Here is an 18,480-nt window from a genome sequence, read left to right on the forward strand (position 1 = left end):
TTTTAGAATGGGCTCATCGACAATTTTTTATGAGGAACGACACGATGAGACAACTGATAGCAATTCTGGGAGTGGCAATTCTGGCCGGGTGTGCCTCTAACGCCCCCGAGCAAAAGCCTCAGCCCCAGACTGCCCCTGCCGAAAATGACAAACCTGCCCGAGTTAGCCGGGAACTGTCGATGGCATGGGACAACATGGGGCGCGGTGGTGCTGCATTACGTCAACCTGGTTATATCCATGTGCTGGGCGACGGTAATGTCAGCGCAACGATGAACAAGGTCAAAGATGACTCCGCTGGTTCAGATAAAACTCCAGCAGGGATCAAACAGCACGGGGATGTCAACGAAGCCATCAATACCTTCAAGTCCATGAATAAAGGCAAAGGCTACTCGCTGTACGAGTTGTCACGCTGGGAACGCTATTGCGATGGTGGCAAAGGTATGGACGAGCACGATTGGCGCTTTGTGGAAGCCGAGGGAACCACAAACATCCCCAAGGACGTTGTAACCGGCTGCATACCACCTACCCACACCTATAAAGATTATCTGAATGCCTGGACGCACTTTTGCACCAGTCAGGCTGTAACTGACGCAGATCGCCGCATTGTGCGCGAGTCCGTGCGTCCCTATTCAGTGGTGAACCCATGCAAAGCTCTGAAATAAGAAACCAGACAGAGCTAGGCCGTAAGGCTGAGCTCTTCGACGCTTTATTAATCATGCTCCAGGAGGCCGGTTCGAGGGGTAATTCCAGCGAAGCGGCCTATGTCATTTCTGGAGTCCTCGAAAACCTCTCCAGAGACTACCCCGAAGTCAAAGGTCTGGCTCAAAGCTGGACTGAGCTGGCGAATCTGGAATCAAAGATGAGAGGAGCTGCTTAATGGACCTTTATATCTGCGAGAAGCCTTCTCAGGCAAAAGATTTGGCTGGCGTAATGAAGGCCTCCCAACGAGGTGATGGATTTCTCCATGATGGAGGAAACCGCGTTATTACGTGGGCGTTCGGCCACCTGCTGGAATTGTATATGCCAGACGATTATGACGAACGCTACAAGTCATGGTCACTGGAGACCCTCCCTATTGCACCAGAGTCATGGCGGTACAACGTTCGCAAGAGTGCGTTCAAACAGTACAAAATTGTTGAGGGACTGGTCAAAAAGGCGAGCACCATCTACATCTCAACGGACTACGACCGAGAAGGTGAGGCTATCGCCCGTTCGCTTCTGGATCGATTCCGCTACTCTGGCCCTATTCGCCGAGTTTGTTTGACGGCTCTCGATGAGTCAAGCATCAAGAAAGCGCTGAACAACGTAAAGGATGGCAAGGATACGGTCTCACTCTACTACGCCGCATTGGCACGGCAACGCGCTGACTGGTTGGTAGGCATGAACGTGAGCCGCCTCTACACAGTGCTGGCCCGAGATGTCGGCTTCAACCACACTCTTCACGTTGGCAGGGTTATCACCCCAACCGTCGCTCTTGTTTGTCAACGGGACCGAGAGATCGCCGGTTTCACCCCCTCACCATACTGGACTCTGGGTGTGAACGTGTCCGTACAGAATGGACAGTTTGCCGCCCAATGGATACCACCAGAAGAGTGCAGTGACGAGCAAGGCCGGTGCGTCAATAAGGCCTATGCCGAGCAGGTAGCCTCCCAGGTCAATGGTGCCAATGCTGTTATCAGCAAAGCAGAAACCAAACCAGGTAAAGAGTCAGCCCCCCTCCCCTTCGATCTAACGTCGCTGCAACAATACGCGAGCAAACGATGGGGATACACAGCTCAGCAGGTACTGGATGCAGCTCAAGCTCTGTACGAGACGCACAAAGCGACCACCTACCCTCGTACTGACAGTCGTTATCTACCCGAGAGCCAAAAGGAAGACATTCCGGACATTCTCCAGGCGCTCATTTTGTCCGATCAGAACGTCTCTGGGCTGGTGGCTGGCGCAGATCCTCATCGCAAGGCCAGGGTATTCAATGACGCCAAAGTGACCGCGCACCACGCGATCATTCCAACACCGGCCAGAACAGACATCAGTGCCATGTCTGAGATCGAGTTCAATCTTTACGACGCCATCCGTCGTTTCTACATCGCGCAGTTCTACAGCGAGTTCGAGTTCACCAAAACCTCCATCGAGGTGCAGTGTGGGCGTCACCTCTTTGCGTCCGCTGGTAAGACACCTACCAAACAAGGCTGGAAGGTTTTGTTTGCTTCTGATAGTGAAAGCAGTCCCAAGGACGAGGGGGAAGACACCGACGCGCCGGTTGAACAAGAGAAGCTCCCCAGGGTTAGCCAGGGCGAACCTGCCTTGCTGAATGGGGCCGAGCTGGCAAACAAAATGACGCGGCCAGCACCGCACTTCACCGAAGCCACATTGCTTGCCGCGATGGAGAACATTGCCCGGTTCGTGACTGAGGAGAAGTTCAAACAAATCCTCAAAGACACAGCCGGTTTAGGCACTCCAGCAACACGCGCAAGCATCATCCAGGGCGCTGTTGATAAAGGCTACTTCAAGCGTCAGAAAAAGGTACTGCTTGCAACTGATAAGGCTCATGCGCTTATAGCAGTGCTTCCACCAGCCATCAAATCACCCGGCATGACTGCGGCTTGGGAGCAGGAGCTTGAGAAAGTTGCCTCCGGCTCCGGGAACATGTCTGTCTTCATGAAGCAGATTTCCACCTGGATCTGCCAAATGGTTGAGCAGCTCAAAGTGGCCGCACCGGTTCTGACCAAAGAAGGTGGCGCGATGGCTAAAGCCTTCGAGGGCGCGAAGCCTCCTTCACACGAATGCTTCAACTGCGGTGGAGAGATGCACCGGATCAAAGGGAAGAACGGTTTTTTCTGGGGCTGCCAGAACGAGGCTTGCAAGAAGACGTTCCCAGACAACCGAGGGAAACCCGAGAAACGTATCGCGGCGGAGGATTGTCCAGACTGCCCAGATTGCGGTAGCCCGATGCGTCTCAGGAAAGGAAAAGCCCCTGGCAAGAAACGAGCCTCTAAGTTCTGGGGCTGCACAGCGTATCCCGATTGCAAAGGCACTATGCCCTTCAAAAAGTCGGACTTTATGGATTGATAGAGGAATTAAGTATGTTTGGAAAAATCATTTTAACTGCGATGCTCACAACCAGCTCTGCCACTGCCGAAGATGCCGGGAAGAACATCGCCTCAGGCTTGGCAACTGCATCTACCCGCCAAATAGGTCAGGCCATCATGCCAACTCTAGCTATCGGCTCGGCCATTGCAAAAAGCGCAGGAAAAGGCATGGTGTTAGGTTTCGCTGAGACATCTGCCAGCTATATTTCCCACGATGACCTGAGCGCCACTCGAAGCTATCAAAACCCTGAGGCTGTTGATATGGCAAAAGGCCTGGGGACCTTGAAAGACGTCCCTGATTTCCTCTACGTCATTACAGACGTAAATGCCAACATGGCTGACAAATGCAAGCGCGTCTGGGAGCCTCAATCACTGGCTTTAAGCCAATTGATTGTTGAGCTGGTGGCACTGCGTAAGACGAACAACAAAGGTAGCTACGAACAAGCGCTATCCCACCTCGATTGTTCAATATTCACAAACTAAAACAATTAAGGGGCCGTCGGCCCCTTATCTTTAATTACCCAAGTTCTTTTGATACCTGAGCTACAATAGTTTTAAATCAGAATACCAAAATCAATTCACATGGATGGCGAATACTTCAACCGGATAATCTCCAAAGTGCGGGTGCGTTATGACGTTCCTTGAGAAGCCACGCCAAGGACGAATCTCTATCCTGGACATATCTCCAGCCTTTGGGTAGCCACACTTAACATGGACTTCATCATACTCGCGCCCCTCTAGTCTTTTTATCCAGTAGTCTGTGACGAGGCGATATTCATCTGGTTTTTCTCCAGATTTGATCTGATCGAAGTAAATCTTTTTTACGGGCAGATGAAGTATTCTCTTTTTCATAATCACCACCTGATAGCTCATCAGACTATCTAACTATTAGACAAAACATCCCTTTTTCAATTTCTGTCTCTCTCGCCTCATGGGCCAATACAATATCCGCGATAACACGAATATTCCCTTCATAGTTGCGAATGGCCGCATCCCGCATCGTGTCTAAAGTGTCCTGACACTTCGCTCGCCTGAATTTAACGAGCCAACTTTGCCGATCTATCTTGTCCACACCAAATCCCATTCAGCGAACCATGTATCCAGCTTCTTTTGCCGCAGCATCAAGCTCGGAGGAAAAGTTAACGTCGGACTTTTCTGCCGCGTTATAGAGGGCTCCACACTTGGGCCATGAGCGCCCTACCAGTTTCATCGCCAACGCATCCGCCAGCATTTCTCGGATCTGTGTTTCAGCCTCACCAAAATCGGCTAGAGTTTCGTCTATGCCCGACTCTTCCATCAGCTCGATGAGCTGAGGTTGTTTGAGCCAGACGCCTGTTTGCATTTCCAACTGGTCTCTTGCATCTGCCACCAATTGGCGTTCAAGGGTGACGCCATTTACGGTCTTAACAAATTGCTTTGGCTGACGCTTTACCTTTTTTGGTCTGGACACATCAGAGATAACCGTCACCGGCTTCCCACGCAGTTCACGCGGCAACGGTCCACTTAGCCCCAGAACTAAGCGACGAGCGTACTCATGCTCGTATGGTTTCAACCCTCGACCTTCACGGTACATCTCAGTATCCACCAGCAGATCACCGCGCAGCCTCGCGTTTTTCCGCACTTGTTCGGACAAGACCGATTTGCCCTTCCCGCTGGCTCCCATTACGAGCGAGTGAGATTCTACTTTGTTATCAAAAAACATAATTCCGCCCCCAAAGAGGTGTTGCTATAAAACATGGTTTGAACATCTGGCGCTGTTATTGCGCCCACCGATACTCTGGGCAACGCACTCTGTTGTGGCCGCTTTTCCCTTTGCTATTGGTGATGTCATCTTCATTCTTCGCAGCCCCCAGCTTACTCAGTATTTCAGCTTTTGTGGCGCGATGACCGCGTATTAAAAGAGCATTCAGCAGGTATCCAGTGAACACCTCTGTACTCGGCATACGGTCAAGCAACTCAACATACTGCTCATCCGTCAAATCATGGATCTCACAATATTTTTCCACCGCCTTTTCGTAGGCTTCTGCGTAGCCATGAGTGGAAATCCTGAAAACAATATCCCCATTGCCGTAGCCTGGCTTTGTGACGAGAAAACAAGGTGCGAAGTAGGTTCTCTTCACCCCCATCCGGCTCCGGTTCTCGATACTGATATAAGCCCTCAGCCCCTCAGCAATGATATTTGGCCCGGAGTTGCGTCGCCGCTTACAAGTCTTATTCTGACGCTTCACCTCTTCTGCCTCAGCTTCCCACTTTCGGTCCAAGCTGTAGGCCAGCCGGTGAGCTGTTGCGTAGGAATACTCTCTCAAGGAGAAGTATTCCTGCCGGTAATCATCCGCCACCCCAACTGTTCGTGCGACACGGAACCCGACGAAACCGGCGTCATGGGTTCCCTCGCCGTAGTAAATGACTGCCATTATTTACCTTCCTTACTTCTGATACCGTGCTGCACCACGGTATGGCGACCGCAATTCACATTCAGGTGATCCCGAACTGCGGCCATGACCGCTGAATGCAATCTGTAATCCACACTCTGCCCAAGTGTTTCTGTCGCTTGTTCTTTTGCCATCCACGAAATATCAAAGCTATCAGGTATCGACATCAACTCCTGAACCAGATCGACCGATGGCTTGTAAATGCGGCCACCGTCTTGGATGTACACTGCATCCTTTACCCCACGATCCTGAGACTTGAGGATGGTCGGGCAACTGGTGCTTTCTCTCGTCAAGAACGCAGGCATCCTGCGAGAAGTTGACTCTCTGGCCTGAATTGACTTCAACGCTGTGACGTCTGCACAATCCCCGAGGTGCTTCTCGATCACCGGCCACAATCGTCCACCAGCTCTCTGCTCAGGTTTCGGTGGAACGAACCCAGGGAAGACCGACGCCACCATGTAATAGCGTTCTCGCCCCTGGTACGCGCCGAAATCCAGACCGTTCAAGACCATCTCAGTGAGGAAGTACCCCATCCGCCGCAGTGTCGTTCCCATCATCGCCCCGGCTCCGGATGCTTTGAAGTTCGGGACGTTTTCCACCAGCACGACGGCAGGGTTCACGACCTCGATCTGTTTTAGTGCCGGGTAAACCATGTCGAGCATGGTGGAGAGATCTTCAAGAGAACGCTCTTTGTCCCTTGGACTTTTGGCGTTTGAGTGGTCATCACACCCCAACGAGTAATGGGCCAAACCAATTGGTGGGCACTCCGCCAGCAAGGCTCCAAGGCGATCCAGCTCCAGGTGATGAATGTCTTCATTCAGCAGGATACGCGGGGAGCTGTTCACCAGCGTATTGAGCGCATGTACTTCACTCAGGTTCCGCCCGGATGCTCTGTCTCTGGCTTCAACTGGACGATGTTCCAAAACAATCTCAGCCTTCCAGCCAAGCGATTCCATAACATGAATGTCTACCCCGCCAGTCAATGCCACAAAGGCACGGAAAGGGCTGGTTTTTCTGAACCGATCAGCAATGGCAAAGGCTCTGTTTGCGACGGGAGTGAAGACTACTCGACCTTTTCGCATTTCGACGTGGAAACGCTCTGTATAGCGAGGGAAGCACTTATCTATGAGCCCTTGTCCAGAAAACTCAATAACGGTTTCCAGCGGGTTGTTGGAGCGACTCTTTGGTTGATACCGGCGCTGATAAACCTGGTGTGTCTGTAGTTCATCGGTCGCTGGGATCACCGAAAAACCGCCCATCCCCTCCCCTGGCTCAACGGCGATGCCCATACCTGGCTTGAACCCCATAACATCCAAAAAGTTGGACGAAACCCTAACCTTGCGTTTATCGCCTACTCGATTGAACGCAAGTTGTTTGGTTACTACGGAGGGGGAGACGATCGGTAACATTGGTCAACCTCTTTTCTTCTTGTTTTGCTCGCGCTTCACCATTGCTCCAGCAGCTTTCAGAAGTCTCTGGTTCTCCGCCAGCTCCTCTTGGAGTTCCTGAGTATCCTCTTCTGTCTGAGCCTTTTTCAGCTCGGCCTCGCAATATTGGACCTCTTCCTGCAAGCTGACTTTCGCAAACTTGAGAGCGGCCAGTCGCGTCGTATAAACGCCAAAAGGCAATTCGCCACCTTCCCGGAACTGCTTCAAGCACCAGCTCGGTATAGATGGCAACCAACCAAAGTCCCCATTCTTCCGTGACCTTTTCCCCCACGTAATCCCATCTAACTTTTGGGCAAGATTGACATAGCGTTGATCGCTGGTTGAGTTGCGTCGTTTCTGAATAGAGCGAACTATCCACTCTGTAACCTCGACCTTTGCTTTATCATCATCAGAGATGTAATAAAGGGCTGCGTACAACACAGCGCCTTTACGAATGACTGATGGTGGGTATGCCTGGGCTTTCATCTATCCCCCTATCGCTTTTTCTGTCCGACAAGACGGAGATGATCGGCGGCCAAGTCATACTGCTCGTTTTTGTCGCGGCGGCGGAATCTGTCAAAAAACTTCCCTCGTGGCAGGGTTTCTTCCATAGCGATCAGGCGGTTCAGCCACACTTCTTGAGGTAGCATCCCTGCTGGAGTCGGCCCGAGCTTACGTCCTTCCTTGACGTGCTCCATTGTTTGCGTGGCAGTAAAAATCGCACCACCAAACTTTCTCCACTTGAATTGCAGGGGCATATCTGGAGACTCATCCAGCATCAATTTCTTATTGGTTTGTTCTGTCACGACAATTACTCCACCATCCATTCTTCACTAAGCAGGAACGCCCAGCGCTCTTCTGCTTTTTCTGGGTTGTCTTTGGCCTGTTTGATCATGATCTCGGCGGCGTTAAAGCCTACCTCTCCACTGAACCGGCCCCATGAATGGCTATGCCACTCGCGCATCACACTTCGGCCAAGCGATGCAAGTTCTGGACTTACACCCTCATGGAGGGCATAGAGCTCCCAAGCATCCCACCCGTATCGTAATAGGTTGTGCCCTGGGGCGTTAAAGGCCTGAGCAGCCTTGAACCGCTCTCCAGGCTCCTTCCCTCTAACATCCACACCCTGGAGCACCAACCCCATTACCACTTCAATGACAGGCTCGCGTTGCTTCTTTGCCAGCTCGATGGCAGCCACCAGCATTGCTTTGGCGTCAACAAATTTCCCATGCCCTTGGCACATACCGCAGGTTTCTTTGGAAGGGGAAAAGTCATAAACACCGGAACCAGCACAAAGGCGGCATGTCAGGTCAATCATGGGCTCTTCTCTCCTCATACTCTTCGATGCGCTCTTTCAGACGCTGAACCACTGGTGCGAGCTCAGGGATAGCTTCCGCTTCCTCAAGCGTGTATCGCTTGTCTTCCTGGTAATCGACTATTTGAGGAGGCCTTGGCTGTTTAGGGAACTCAGCAAAGTCATTCAGCGACATCGAGGTAGGAAGTCCTCCTTCAATCTCACCTTTTTCGTTGAGTGACTGAGTGACGATAAGCTGTGTTCCGCCCACCTCGGTATCAAAGCGGTCATCAAAGCGCTCACCGATAGTCCAGCCGCCACGGCCAAGAACACAGGTCGTACTCATACGTAGGCGATTGAATGCTTTAGCGTCATCCCAGTTCAAAGGATTTTCATCCATGAGGAAAAAAGGCGCTTCGTCCCGAACGAACACCTTGGACTTGGCGTTATCGAAGATCGGCCCAAACACCCCCTGCTGGAGGTATGGTTCGACTTTCTCTGCAAGATCCTGGTGCCCTTGAGAACGCAGCGCCTCATAGAGCTGGGTGATTGTTTGTTTGCCGGTGTCCGGAAGGCAGGACAATACTGTCTGCTTTTCCTCGTCACTCAGGCTTACCATTCTGGACAAAAAGCTGACTACCAGCTCGTTGTGCCCATCGACCGTTTCAATGTTGAGCTTGTTCTCGTCCATCTTCTTCCTCAGTAATCGGTTCGATAAATTCAATGGAGTCCATGCTTACATGACTGATAATGGCTTTCAGGCCGCAGCAGTCGCATGGTTCAAAGGTCAGTTCTGATCCCTTGGGAGACTGATGCGTGACCGTTGCCACAGCCCCTAGAGGGATCAACCCCCAGCCGTTTTTTAGTACCCGAGTAGTTCTGACCAGCCGACCTTTGTACTCTCGTTTCAGTTTCGGATGCGGCACTACCGCATATCGCTTACTCATTTCGGTCCCCTTGTACCAAAGGCTCGACAACCAGCTCTTGAGCTTCGTCCCAGTCGGACACCTTTGCATCACCAAACGCAAAGGCAATTCGCATAGCCACTGTCGGCCTGCCTATTTTCATCAAGTAAGCCGCAGCACCGGCACACATCGACTCTTGTCCCGAAGGTGCATAGTTACCCTCTTCATCCCATTCACCACCTGACTTTGAGTGCACGGTCTTGTGGCAATGAAACGTCGTCATGTCGTTTTCAACGATGTCGTTGATGATGCCTTCTAATCGCCCAGGGGCCAGCTCGATAGCGCCCTCCTTCCGGAATGGACAGTTGGCGCAAGGTTTCTTCAAACGGAGATGATTTGCTTGCTTTGGCATACATATCACTTTTACAGCATCATTTTATGATTCTATGATATAGCCATATTCCGTGTAGTCAATATCTCACTAACAATTACTTTCTATCGGACGCTTACGCGCCCATTTTGGGCAGATAGACAAGTTATTTGGGCGTTTGGAGTGTGCGAGGTGGACAGCGGGGAGACTTTCACATGTGAAAGTTTTGTTTCTTGGTATCGTTTTATTGTCTCTTGATATTATTTTATGATGCTGTAATAATCATAAATAAGGGCCGCATCGCTCTTCGACCTTCGTTGCAGCCCTTACAACACAATCAAGCAATTAAGGAGCTTTGTTATGCTGCAAGGCAATACTAACACGAATAAGCGCATCCCGCTCGCGGCGTTCATGAAATGGCCGCTGGCGAAACGTCAGGACTTCATCGACCGGGAAATGTCCGGTTGCCCCGACTTTATCAAGACGTCTTTGCTTCGGCATTAAGGCGATCAGGCAGGAAAGCAAAGAACCTCGCTTCGGCGGGGTTCTTCGTTTCTACCTCTTGAATGTTTCGTCAGAACAAACTGGAGCGCTTATGTCACCAGAAACACAGCAACTTACATCCAAGGCTTTATCTCTCATCGAGCAGTCCCGATACAGAATGGGCACATCTCGGTTTGTTGAGGCCTTTATTGACCAGTGGGCATACTTGCAGACTGGCCTATACCCAGCCAAGGAGGAGATCCCGGAAGAACTTCAGCCGGTCGCCTTCGAGCTCTCTCACGTCCTGTCTGCCGCCATTAAGCGCGACCCCACCAGCGATGTTTTGGGTTACGTCCTAAGCATGTCTGGCTTCCACAAGAAGGGCACCAATTACTTCCCCACTCCTCCAGAGATTGGCCGCTTGATGTCACTCATTGTTGGCTCACAGTCTTCGGCAGACTTTTATGAGCCCTGCTGTGGTTCTGGCATCAACGCCATTCACTGGATGGAAAACCTGATCGAGAACCACGGTCCCGAAGCATTGAGAGAAGCCTCAATCTACCTGGAAGACATCGATCCGTTGATGGTGAAGTGCTGCATGATCCAGCTATTCCATTATTTCGAGTCCCGCAATACCACTCCCAAAACGCTGAGTATCGTCGGCATAGACACCCTTAGCAGACGAACCAAGAACATCGCCTACTACGCCGAAAAACCTCCAGCAACCGCCGCTACCGTGGCAGCATAAAAAAACCCGCCGATTGGCGGGTTTTGCATTCAATGCGCTGCTCTATGGCACCTTACAGTTTTCCGTACCGGTTCAAGAACGAAGACCTGTCTAAGATCCCCCAGTCTGTCAGCATGTAGTAGCCGGTGGCACCTCGTTCGCCGGTAGACTCCCTGACGAACAAGATATTCATTCCGAACTCATCACGCAGGGCAGACAACTGTCTCTTGATCGTTGATTCAGGAATATTTGTTGCCTTGTGAAGGTCTTGGAGACTTGGCTTCTCCGTTTTAGACAGGGCATTCACCAAAGCAAATTTTCTTTTCATGTCCTGTGAGATCTTCATATTCACCTGTTCTTGACAGGCCCAACCTCTTTGGCTGGGCCTCCTTTATTAGCCTTCGACACTCAGGAGTTCAATGTCTGACACAGGCACATGAACATGCTTTTCCTTGCCTTCGCCATCGAGCGTTTTAACCCAGACAGTAGACGGAACCAGAGCAACACGGTCGGTCATGATGACTCCACGTTTGGTCTCGCCATCCAGGTTAACGTTGACAGCAAAAATCAAACTGTCAGCCCGGACGTTCTTCCATTCCTTGTCCTTCGGCAGAGGAGGAAGAGCATCACCGCCTTCTTCATCTTTGTCCTTGCCGCTGTTATCTGGCTGCTTGACAGGATCTTTGTGCTCACCCTCTTCATCACGCAAAGGGTCTTCGTCATCATCGTCCTGACCATTGGAATTTTTACCCCCTTCCAGTTCCTCCTGGGCAAGGTTCAGGTCGTCATTCCCGGTTTGTTCCGACGTACCATCCCCACCCGAGTTGAGGGATTGCTCGTCGGTGTTGCCAGCGCCAAGCTCATCATTCTGGTGGGAGCCAGTCAGTGGGCCTTTTTCCATTTCGTCTTTGATACGTTTGGCATCATTCAGCAGCTCACGGCTTTGTTTACGAGTAATCCCGTCAGACATAGCCACCGCGCAGACGGCGCGACATCTTTCTTCATTCAGATCGAACAAGAGACGAAGGTTATTCAAGGTCTCTGTATCAGAACATACTTCATTATCGTATAACTCACGCACACAGTCAGGTAGCTTGAGCAACGACAGATGCGTAGATACGAAAGTGATATTCTTACCGAGCCGATCAGCAATATCCTTTTGCTTCCAACCTTCTTCAATAAACAGGTTTAACGCCTCGGCAATCTCTACCGGAGTCAAGTCATCCCGCTGGATGTTTTCGATCAGCTCACCAGCAGTCTCGTCCAAATTGTTCTGGACCTTATCATTCACCACCAGGTCAATGGTCTCGATACCAGCGTGTTTACACGCTCTCCAACGCCGCTCCCCTTTTTGGATGACGAACTTGCCTTCTTCATTCTTCGGGAACACGATGATCGGAGATTGCTGCCCTTCGGTCAGCAAGGTTGCCGCCAGCTCTTCAATGTTACGGAAGCGCTTACGAACCTGGACCTTGGATACAACGTCGTCAACAGGTACGGTAAGAACCTCTTTGCCTTTCTTGCCTTTGGCGGCTTTAGCAAGTTCGGACAGGCCTTTTAAATTGTTCAATGCCATCGCTTAGCCCACCTTCTCTAATAGTTCTTCCAACACCGCCTCAACCTCTTTGGCCGCGACATGTCCATAGCGAAGCTCCCAGACAGGGATGCCATCAGTCGTCGCCGTATCGAGCGGAGGCCGGTGCATAATTTTGTTCTCAAACAGCAGATCCGGAACTGTGTTCTCCAGCGACTTGAGGGCTTTGTCGTGATTGACAGAGCGGTCCATGTCGTTGATCACGATGCCCAGGATCTCCAAATTTTGGTTGTATGCCTCGCGCACACCAATAATCGTGTTCAGGAGACCTTCTACGCCGTCCACAGCGAAGCCAGAGAGCTTTACCGGACATGCCACATGGGTAGACATCACCAACGCTGCCACCAGCTTTCTGCCGAGGCTAGGCGGACAATCAATCAGCACGTAGTCGTAGTTCTCAAACAGCTCAGCCAAATGGCGAGCCGGATTCATGGCTTGGTCAAGAGGCACAGCCTCCATCTCAAACAGATCCGGGTCATTCTTCGGCGTATGAATGAGGTCTGCACCGCAAGGGCAGTGCATGACCTCAATGCCGTCCAGCTCGTAAGCGAACAGCTCTGCGGTTTTGGTTCCAGTGAGGATGGGCTCGTAGTCACCATCCTCAAGCTCTCGTCTGGGGGCCAGTCGAGAGGACGTGTTCCCCTGACCATCCATATCCAAGACCAGCACTTTCTTTTTCTTCTGTAACGCCAGATAAAAGGCCTGCTGGATACAGAGGGTACTCTTACCCACTCCGCCTTTCTGGTTGGCGAAGCTGATTACTTTTGCCATACCCACCTCTATTTTGGTTTCTCGCAGGTGATCAAGACCACCCCCAAACTTTCACATGTGAAAGATTGTAGCGATCATAAAATGATACTGCAATATCTAATTATGGTTCTGTTAAAACAAACTTTAAACAAAAAAACGGCCATGAAGGCCGCTTATTGACAAGGTTTGTGCTGTCAGCGCAATTGATTTGCTGCTCCAAGCCCATTCGCCAATAACTGCATCGCATCGTTGAACAGCGCGGAGCCCCGTTCCGGTGTGAGCAATTCCGGCATATCTTCTCGCGGCCAAGTACCGGCTACTTGAATGAGCAAACTGGCAGCCCAGTGAATCTGCTTTTCTTCACTTTCATCGGCCAGAGTGCATACGACGGGGAAACCGTACTTACGCCCCCAGCGACTCACCTCTTTGAACGATACCAGCTCAGGCTTTTGCAAATCCCGGCTGTAGGCCTCAGCTATCATGTGGTTCAGTTCTTGAGTGTCCATTTATCCCCCTTAACAGTTTTTTCAAATTCTTCCTCAAACATCGTTTTTAATGTGTTTCGTATCTCTTCATCCTGGATGTCATTGACATCAAAGCTGGTAGCGACAGCCTCACTTCCAATGCCACAGAGAACATAACCCCGGCCATCAGGACCAGTTTTAAGAGGCACAACGGGAAGTGGTGTATTGGGACACACTCCAGCAATGCCCGGAGAAATAATTGGCCCCCCGCGAGGAATAACCCAATTACCGATAAACCCCCAATCAATTTGCGTCGAGATGGCATCAGGCTGGTATTGCTCACCCCAAAAGTTGATTGCTGCCTGCTGATGTTGTTTACCGGCATAGTAGATATATCCGGCCACAAGAAGCACGGAGAGGACAAAAATAATTGCCAATTGGCGCAAGACTCTTGCGATAATACTTAAATTCATGGGCATTGTTCTCTTAATTCAACGCTCCCCCGCCCACTGCTGCTATGGCCGGGTTCATCCAAAATCCATCAAAGCCGGTGAACATTTCCGCCTGGGTGCGAATGTACTCAAGAATGATGTCACAGGCGATCCAGCGCCGGTTATTCCTTTCTGCGGCCAACCCGCTCTTATTCGACCCACTGAACGGATCAACAACAAGGTCGCCCTCTTCCGTCAGAAAGCGGATAGCCATTTCAGGTATGTCTGTTGGGAACATTGCCGGGTGCGGTGGCAACCCCAGTTCTCTAGCGATTCTCCGAAGCTCCAGAGTATCCGCACAACGGTGGCCGCGCTGGATAACGTTTTTCGGTATCCGTCCTTCCGTGACGTTAGAGAATGCGTTCCCTCTCAGTCGATATGCCCCGTCACCATAACTGACCACTCTGTTATCACCGCCTTGGGCCATCAGCTTCTGATGTTTCTCTGTATGAGGGATCAGGACCCTTCTGTTGTCAGAACGCACCCTGTCAGGGTCGTTGGTGAACCAATAAACAGGCTCCCACCCGGCACACAACTGGTAACGGTTCACACAAGCCCAGTGGGTCGGACTTGGTGGTTTTGACAGGTTGATCCACGGCCATCTATCCATGAGAGAGAGCCCAAGCCGATCATGGAGCGCCAGCACCATTCGCTCAACGTAGAGAGATCTGGAGGGGCTCTTGGCCTCGAATATGTCATTGCTGACATTCAGGACAACGCTTCCTCCTGGCACCAGGTTCTTGACTATCGGTTCGAGTGCCTGAGTAATGAAATCCACCCATTTGGCTTCATCAACGTTTCCATAGCCACGCTGTATACGGAGCGGGAACGGCGGAGATGTCACACACAGATGCACCGGCTCATCGAGGTCAGAGAAAAAGCTCTTGTTGTTTGACCACACCGCCAGCCCAAGATTTGTTGAATAAGCGACCAGTCGAACGCCACCTAGCGCTTCATGCAGGCCCTTCTTGGTTTTGCTTGAGAGCTCCCAGACACCCCGCTCGCCGTCCACCTTCTGGAGAAGGTTCATCGACTTGAGGGTTTGCTGATACCAGCGTATCTGTCTTTTCAGCTTGCTCCGCTTGACCTTTGCCTTGCCAATTTCACTTTGTTCATTCAGAGCGCTTTTCGGGATTCCAGCGAGCTCTGCCACCGAATCGTAGAGCTCCTCATTCGATAACGGCTTATCGGCCTTGGCATACGCCTCTTGGACATGAAAGAGTTCTAGCTGGCTACTCATCATGCCCCTCCGTACCCTGGAATATGTCATTGAGCACAGAGGTCGCCTCGGCGCTCTTTACATCATGCTCGGTGTAGAAAGGCCACCAGGTTAATCCGCCACCTTCAAACCATGAGCAGCGGAACTGGATTGTCTGATCAGGAAGGACTTTGAACTCGACATGCTGGGGTTTGTCATAACGGCACATTGCACCAAGGTCTAGGCCAAACTTTTCTTTAACCAATGTGGATGACATCGACCCCTGGCTCAAACCTTGGCTGTTAACCCAATAGACCCGGTTGACAGCACCAGCAATACCGAAGAATAGGAAAGCCAGTATTGCCCCGGCCTTCAACCATACAAAAACACTTCTCACAATTATCCTTCCTGCTTTACAAATGGGTCTCTGCCATCGAGAGGCTTTGAAAAAATAGCCCCCGGCTCAGACATCGCCGCCTCGACCTCGTACTTGTTAAAAGTCTCCGTCCACCAGCTATTCATCTGGTAAATCGTGATATTCAGAATTGAAGCAGCCTTGCTCTTACTTGTGGCCGCAACGACAGTTCTGAACTGCCCCTCGGCCCCATAAGTGATCCCGCCATAAACCTTCAACTTCGCCACTATCGTTTTCTCCACCCAAATATGTCTCTCACGTCCCGCACACAGAAGAACCAACTTACCCTTGGCAGGAACGCATCGACTAACACACCTAAGGCGATAACAAACAATGGCGCCATCAGGATGAAGCCCAAACGTGCAACGGTCCCATATATACCTGCACAGATGAGCAAGGCTGCGATGACAGAGCAAACTAGCTGATGCTGACGCCTCAGTCTGGCTAGTTCAGACGATTTCTTGTCACTGTTCATCATCGAGCTCCGCGAGCTGAACACTGACACTGGCTGCCGCTGGAGGGGAAAACTGTACTGTCAGTCCGGATTCAAGCCTGATAGAGGAAACCACCAGCGTATCTGGTCCGGATGACGCCGGTACGACCGCAACAATGGTTCCCCCTTCCAGCAACTGGATGGCATCCTCAACAGTACAGCGCCCCATTACTGATTACCCGCCAAATCCAGCTCTTGCTGGTCTTCATTGGACTCGTCAGTTTTGGGCTCCAGCTCCGCCAGCTTGGCTTTCAGCTCCTGAAACGCATCAACATCTTCCCGGCTCAGGGTAAGGGTGAACGTTTCACCGTCATCGTTCGGCTTGATGTTGTCCAGACGACTGGTAATAGAGCTCACGCCTCGGTGCATGGCTTCAACCACCTTTTTGCCCAGGCGGGGACCTTTCTCGACAGACTTTTTGGTCAGTTTTTTCGGGGCCTTCTTGCCGTCATTGCCACTGGCCTGTTCTTCCTGCGCCTTTTTCAGGATCTCAACAGCGTTGGTGCCGTGCTCGTTGTAGAGCTCCTGAGCGTAGGTGGCAGCCACAGAGCCTTCCTGAATCATCCGTTTCAGTTCCAGAGGCATCTCCAAAAGGGCACGGGCGATACGAACGTGCTCAGCCGAGCGGCCAACACGTTGGGCAATCATCTGGTCGCTCCACCCCCAGTTTGCAAGCCGAGCGTAGATCACGGCTCGCTCAAGTGGAGAAAGAGGGAGCCCATCGTTGCTGGTGGCGATCAGAAGGCTCTGTTCGGCTTCATCGCCCTTGTGCTCTACGACCTGCACGAACTGGATGTCGGCACCTTCCTCTATAGCAAGCAGGATGGCGCGGCGACGGCGATGACCTTCACGGACATACACCTTTCCGTCGATAACTTTGACGATGATCGGCGGAACATAGTCGCCACGCTTGTAAGCATCGGCCAGCACTCGAATACCAGCTTTGATGTCCGGGCGCTCGTAGTAGTCCTCGCAGAAAGCGCCACGGGTGTTAAACCCTTCTTCCTCCAGCAGAAGCTGAGGAGAGATAGTGAATCCATCCCCTTTTTTCAGTTCTTCGGGGGCGGTTACGCCTTTGAGAGCGCGGAGTGAGTTGATAACAGCCATTCGTTGGTTCTCCTTGTGACTTGCTCACTTTATAGCATCACTTTTTGATACTGTAAACAGGGCGGCATAAAAAACCCGGCGCTTTACAGTACCGGGTTCTCTCTTCCTTCTCACCACTAACTTGCTTTGACTTTGAGCAACCTCAGCGCCAGCATGGCCCATTGCAGATATGCTTCCAGTCGTTGCTGGTACTCTTTCCCTGGTGGGCGTTGACCTTCCTTGTGGGCTATCGTCCTCTCGATACCGGCGAGGCTCTTTCTCAGCTCCAGGTTCCTGCGTATTCCCACCATTCTCTGTCTTGCTGATTCAGGAGACAGACTCCCAAGTCCAAAGAGGGGCAGTTGTCTGTAGTCCTGTGTTCCCAAGTTAATTTGGTTCCACGCCATTGCTGCTTGCCACGGTCGTTTCTGGATTTGTTGGATCGCCTTCCCACAACCCAGGCAGACCATATTCCAGCGCACAGGAGGACCTATAACCTTCTGCATTTGCGCCCGGCCATGACAACTATCGCAGGCTGCCACAGGAACGCTGAGCGGGTCGTGGTGCCCATAGGCTACTGTTTCAGTCTGGCTGTAGTGTTCATCTGATTTGAGCTCCGCCAAGAGCTTCTCACGCTTCTCTTTTGCGTATTCGAGGGTTAAGCCTTTTCTGATTTGTTCCATGTTCAGTCCAGAATGATTTTTCTCTTGTCTCGCTTGGGAGTGCCTTGTTCTTTCTGGTCCGATGTAGAGCTGATGACTTCTGGCTCTTTGGCCTCGCCCCTTTGTAGTTCGTCAATACTCCCCAGCTCTGTTCCACCGTGTCTTATCTCACCTTGATCTCTATGCTCTCTGGTTGAACGACGGATCTCTTCCGAAACTCCACGCAAAAACCCAATCACATTGGCCCGGAATGTACGTCTCTTCTCCTCTATCTCAAGCAAGTAACTCAAGTAGAAGTAAAACGGTATCGAGACGAACAATGACAAAGGGAACCAGCCTTTTTCGCTGGCAGAAACAAAGAGTCTCGGCTCAAACATTTTCATGGCGAGGGTCGCCATTAGCACAGAGATAACTACTGGAGTCACCGCCATCAAAAATCGGGAATGAAGGTACGCCATCCAGACCCCAGCGACTAAAGCTGTTAGCGAGAGGAACATAGCAACAACCAACGGGCTCGCATCAATGGCGATTAGCCCTATCTGGACGATAATGACGAAGCAAAGAAGCAATATTCTGTATAAAAATGACCGCATTCCAACC

Annotated in this window: 28 protein-coding genes; 6 read left to right on the top strand and 22 right to left on the bottom strand. The window is 51.4% G+C overall.

Features of this window, described 5'->3' with window-relative positions; genetic code table 11:
- Nucleotides 1–44: 44 nt before the first annotated feature.
- Genes PSF11_RS16010 through PSF11_RS16025 form a run of 4 tightly spaced genes read left to right on the top strand, consistent with a single transcriptional unit; the run spans nt 45 to nt 3,572 of the window.
- Nucleotides 45–662, top strand: a complete 618-nt coding sequence (locus PSF11_RS16010) for a hypothetical protein (RefSeq protein WP_001249395.1) — start codon at nt 45–47, stop codon at nt 660–662.
- Complete coding sequence (locus tag PSF11_RS16015) at nt 644–877, top strand: hypothetical protein (protein WP_001191890.1); 234 nt, start codon at nt 644–646, stop codon at nt 875–877. Before PSF11_RS16010 ends, PSF11_RS16015 begins: the two co-directional genes overlap by 19 nt.
- Entirely contained in the window at nt 877–3,069 is a 2,193-nt protein-coding gene (locus tag PSF11_RS16020) for a DNA topoisomerase III (RefSeq protein ID WP_000366823.1), read from the top strand. Before PSF11_RS16015 ends, PSF11_RS16020 begins: the two co-directional genes overlap by 1 nt.
- Nucleotides 3,070–3,083: 14 nt before the next feature.
- A complete protein-coding gene (locus tag PSF11_RS16025; RefSeq protein ID WP_000467110.1) occupies nt 3,084–3,572 on the top strand; it encodes a hypothetical protein in 489 nt (162 codons plus the stop codon).
- A 90-nt stretch (nt 3,573–3,662) separates the two neighbouring features.
- On the opposite strand, the gene PSF11_RS16030 is transcribed toward PSF11_RS16025, so the two are convergent.
- From PSF11_RS16030 to PSF11_RS16080, 11 genes are read right to left on the bottom strand one after another with little or no spacing between them, the layout of a single operon-like run.
- Nucleotides 3,663–3,941: a hypothetical protein gene (locus PSF11_RS16030; protein ID WP_000746034.1), complete on the bottom strand. Its 279-nt coding sequence runs from the start codon at nt 3,939–3,941 to the stop codon at nt 3,663–3,665.
- Between the two features lie 25 nt (nt 3,942–3,966).
- Nucleotides 3,967–4,161: a hypothetical protein gene (locus PSF11_RS16035; RefSeq protein WP_231138427.1), complete on the bottom strand. Its 195-nt coding sequence runs from the start codon at nt 4,159–4,161 to the stop codon at nt 3,967–3,969.
- A gap of 12 nt (nt 4,162–4,173) precedes the next feature.
- Complete coding sequence (locus PSF11_RS16040) at nt 4,174–4,791, bottom strand: hypothetical protein (protein WP_000464630.1); 618 nt, start codon at nt 4,789–4,791, stop codon at nt 4,174–4,176.
- A gap of 55 nt (nt 4,792–4,846) precedes the next feature.
- A complete protein-coding gene (locus tag PSF11_RS16045) occupies nt 4,847–5,503 on the bottom strand; it encodes a hypothetical protein (protein ID WP_000268552.1) in 657 nt (218 codons plus the stop codon).
- On the bottom strand, nt 5,503–6,930 hold the full coding sequence (locus PSF11_RS16050) for a DNA cytosine methyltransferase (RefSeq protein ID WP_000936897.1): 1,428 nt from the start codon (nt 6,928–6,930) through the stop codon (nt 5,503–5,505). The genes PSF11_RS16045 and PSF11_RS16050 overlap by 1 nt, the downstream gene beginning before the upstream one ends.
- 3 nt (nt 6,931–6,933) lie before the next feature.
- Complete coding sequence (locus PSF11_RS16055) at nt 6,934–7,434, bottom strand: hypothetical protein (protein WP_000647188.1); 501 nt, start codon at nt 7,432–7,434, stop codon at nt 6,934–6,936.
- 8 nt (nt 7,435–7,442) lie between these two features.
- Nucleotides 7,443–7,754: a hypothetical protein gene (locus PSF11_RS16060; protein WP_002210541.1), complete on the bottom strand. Its 312-nt coding sequence runs from the start codon at nt 7,752–7,754 to the stop codon at nt 7,443–7,445.
- A gap of 5 nt (nt 7,755–7,759) precedes the next feature.
- Nucleotides 7,760–8,266, bottom strand: a complete 507-nt coding sequence (locus tag PSF11_RS16065; RefSeq protein WP_000566443.1) for a hypothetical protein — start codon at nt 8,264–8,266, stop codon at nt 7,760–7,762.
- Complete coding sequence (locus PSF11_RS16070; protein WP_000344149.1) at nt 8,259–8,933, bottom strand: hypothetical protein; 675 nt, start codon at nt 8,931–8,933, stop codon at nt 8,259–8,261. Before PSF11_RS16070 ends, PSF11_RS16065 begins: the two co-directional genes overlap by 8 nt.
- Complete coding sequence (locus PSF11_RS16075) at nt 8,908–9,189, bottom strand: hypothetical protein (RefSeq protein WP_000044823.1); 282 nt, start codon at nt 9,187–9,189, stop codon at nt 8,908–8,910. Before PSF11_RS16075 ends, PSF11_RS16070 begins: the two co-directional genes overlap by 26 nt.
- Entirely contained in the window at nt 9,182–9,430 is a 249-nt protein-coding gene (locus PSF11_RS16080) for a hypothetical protein (protein ID WP_350244850.1), read from the bottom strand. The genes PSF11_RS16075 and PSF11_RS16080 overlap by 8 nt, the downstream gene beginning before the upstream one ends.
- 447 nt (nt 9,431–9,877) lie before the next feature.
- On the opposite strand from PSF11_RS16080, the gene PSF11_RS16085 reads away from it, so the two are divergent.
- Both PSF11_RS16085 and PSF11_RS16090 read left to right on the top strand, forming a co-directional pair.
- Nucleotides 9,878–10,021 (top strand): hypothetical protein, encoded by a 144-nt coding sequence (locus PSF11_RS16085; protein ID WP_000939033.1) that lies wholly within the window; start codon nt 9,878–9,880, stop codon nt 10,019–10,021.
- Nucleotides 10,022–10,112: 91 nt separating this feature from the next.
- The gene (locus PSF11_RS16090) at nt 10,113–10,748 is read left to right on the top strand and encodes an N-6 DNA methylase (protein ID WP_000074431.1); all 636 of its coding nucleotides are present in this window, start codon (nt 10,113–10,115) and stop codon (nt 10,746–10,748) included.
- 52 nt (nt 10,749–10,800) lie between these two features.
- On the opposite strand, the gene PSF11_RS16095 is transcribed toward PSF11_RS16090, so the two are convergent.
- The 11 genes from PSF11_RS16095 to PSF11_RS16145 form a co-directional block, all read right to left on the bottom strand.
- On the bottom strand, nt 10,801–11,073 hold the full coding sequence (locus PSF11_RS16095; RefSeq protein WP_000703827.1) for a helix-turn-helix domain-containing protein: 273 nt from the start codon (nt 11,071–11,073) through the stop codon (nt 10,801–10,803).
- A gap of 48 nt (nt 11,074–11,121) precedes the next feature.
- Nucleotides 11,122–12,303 (bottom strand): ParB/RepB/Spo0J family partition protein, encoded by a 1,182-nt coding sequence (locus PSF11_RS16100; RefSeq protein WP_001207227.1) that lies wholly within the window; start codon nt 12,301–12,303, stop codon nt 11,122–11,124.
- Nucleotides 12,304–12,306: 3 nt separating this feature from the next.
- Nucleotides 12,307–13,092 (bottom strand): ParA family protein, encoded by a 786-nt coding sequence (locus tag PSF11_RS16105; RefSeq protein ID WP_001151305.1) that lies wholly within the window; start codon nt 13,090–13,092, stop codon nt 12,307–12,309.
- A gap of 173 nt (nt 13,093–13,265) precedes the next feature.
- Nucleotides 13,266–13,577 carry a hypothetical protein gene (locus PSF11_RS16110; protein ID WP_000380893.1) on the bottom strand — a complete coding sequence of 104 codons (312 nt, stop codon included), beginning with the start codon at nt 13,575–13,577 and terminating at the stop codon, nt 13,266–13,268.
- Nucleotides 13,559–14,008 (bottom strand): hypothetical protein, encoded by a 450-nt coding sequence (locus tag PSF11_RS16115; RefSeq protein WP_001053910.1) that lies wholly within the window; start codon nt 14,006–14,008, stop codon nt 13,559–13,561. Before PSF11_RS16115 ends, PSF11_RS16110 begins: the two co-directional genes overlap by 19 nt.
- Nucleotides 14,009–14,021: 13 nt before the next feature.
- Nucleotides 14,022–15,266 (bottom strand): DNA-methyltransferase, encoded by a 1,245-nt coding sequence (locus PSF11_RS16120; RefSeq protein ID WP_000098294.1) that lies wholly within the window; start codon nt 15,264–15,266, stop codon nt 14,022–14,024.
- Nucleotides 15,259–15,621, bottom strand: coding sequence for a hypothetical protein (locus PSF11_RS16125; RefSeq protein WP_001258026.1), 363 nt, complete (start codon nt 15,619–15,621; stop codon nt 15,259–15,261). The genes PSF11_RS16120 and PSF11_RS16125 overlap by 8 nt, the downstream gene beginning before the upstream one ends.
- A 2-nt stretch (nt 15,622–15,623) precedes the next feature.
- Nucleotides 15,624–15,866 carry a hypothetical protein gene (locus tag PSF11_RS16130; RefSeq protein WP_001096360.1) on the bottom strand — a complete coding sequence of 81 codons (243 nt, stop codon included), beginning with the start codon at nt 15,864–15,866 and terminating at the stop codon, nt 15,624–15,626.
- Between the two features lie 434 nt (nt 15,867–16,300).
- Nucleotides 16,301–17,239: a ParB/RepB/Spo0J family partition protein gene (locus PSF11_RS16135; protein WP_000268394.1), complete on the bottom strand. Its 939-nt coding sequence runs from the start codon at nt 17,237–17,239 to the stop codon at nt 16,301–16,303.
- A gap of 116 nt (nt 17,240–17,355) precedes the next feature.
- Nucleotides 17,356–17,901 carry a hypothetical protein gene (locus tag PSF11_RS16140; protein WP_000435225.1) on the bottom strand — a complete coding sequence of 182 codons (546 nt, stop codon included), beginning with the start codon at nt 17,899–17,901 and terminating at the stop codon, nt 17,356–17,358.
- 2 nt (nt 17,902–17,903) lie between these two features.
- Nucleotides 17,904–18,473 carry a hypothetical protein gene (locus PSF11_RS16145; protein WP_001256126.1) on the bottom strand — a complete coding sequence of 190 codons (570 nt, stop codon included), beginning with the start codon at nt 18,471–18,473 and terminating at the stop codon, nt 17,904–17,906.
- Nucleotides 18,474–18,480 lie beyond the last annotated feature (7 nt).

The sequence above is a fragment of the Providencia sp. PROV119 genome, from assembly GCF_028482435.1.
Classification (GTDB): Bacteria; Pseudomonadota; Gammaproteobacteria; order Enterobacterales; family Enterobacteriaceae; genus Providencia; species Providencia stuartii.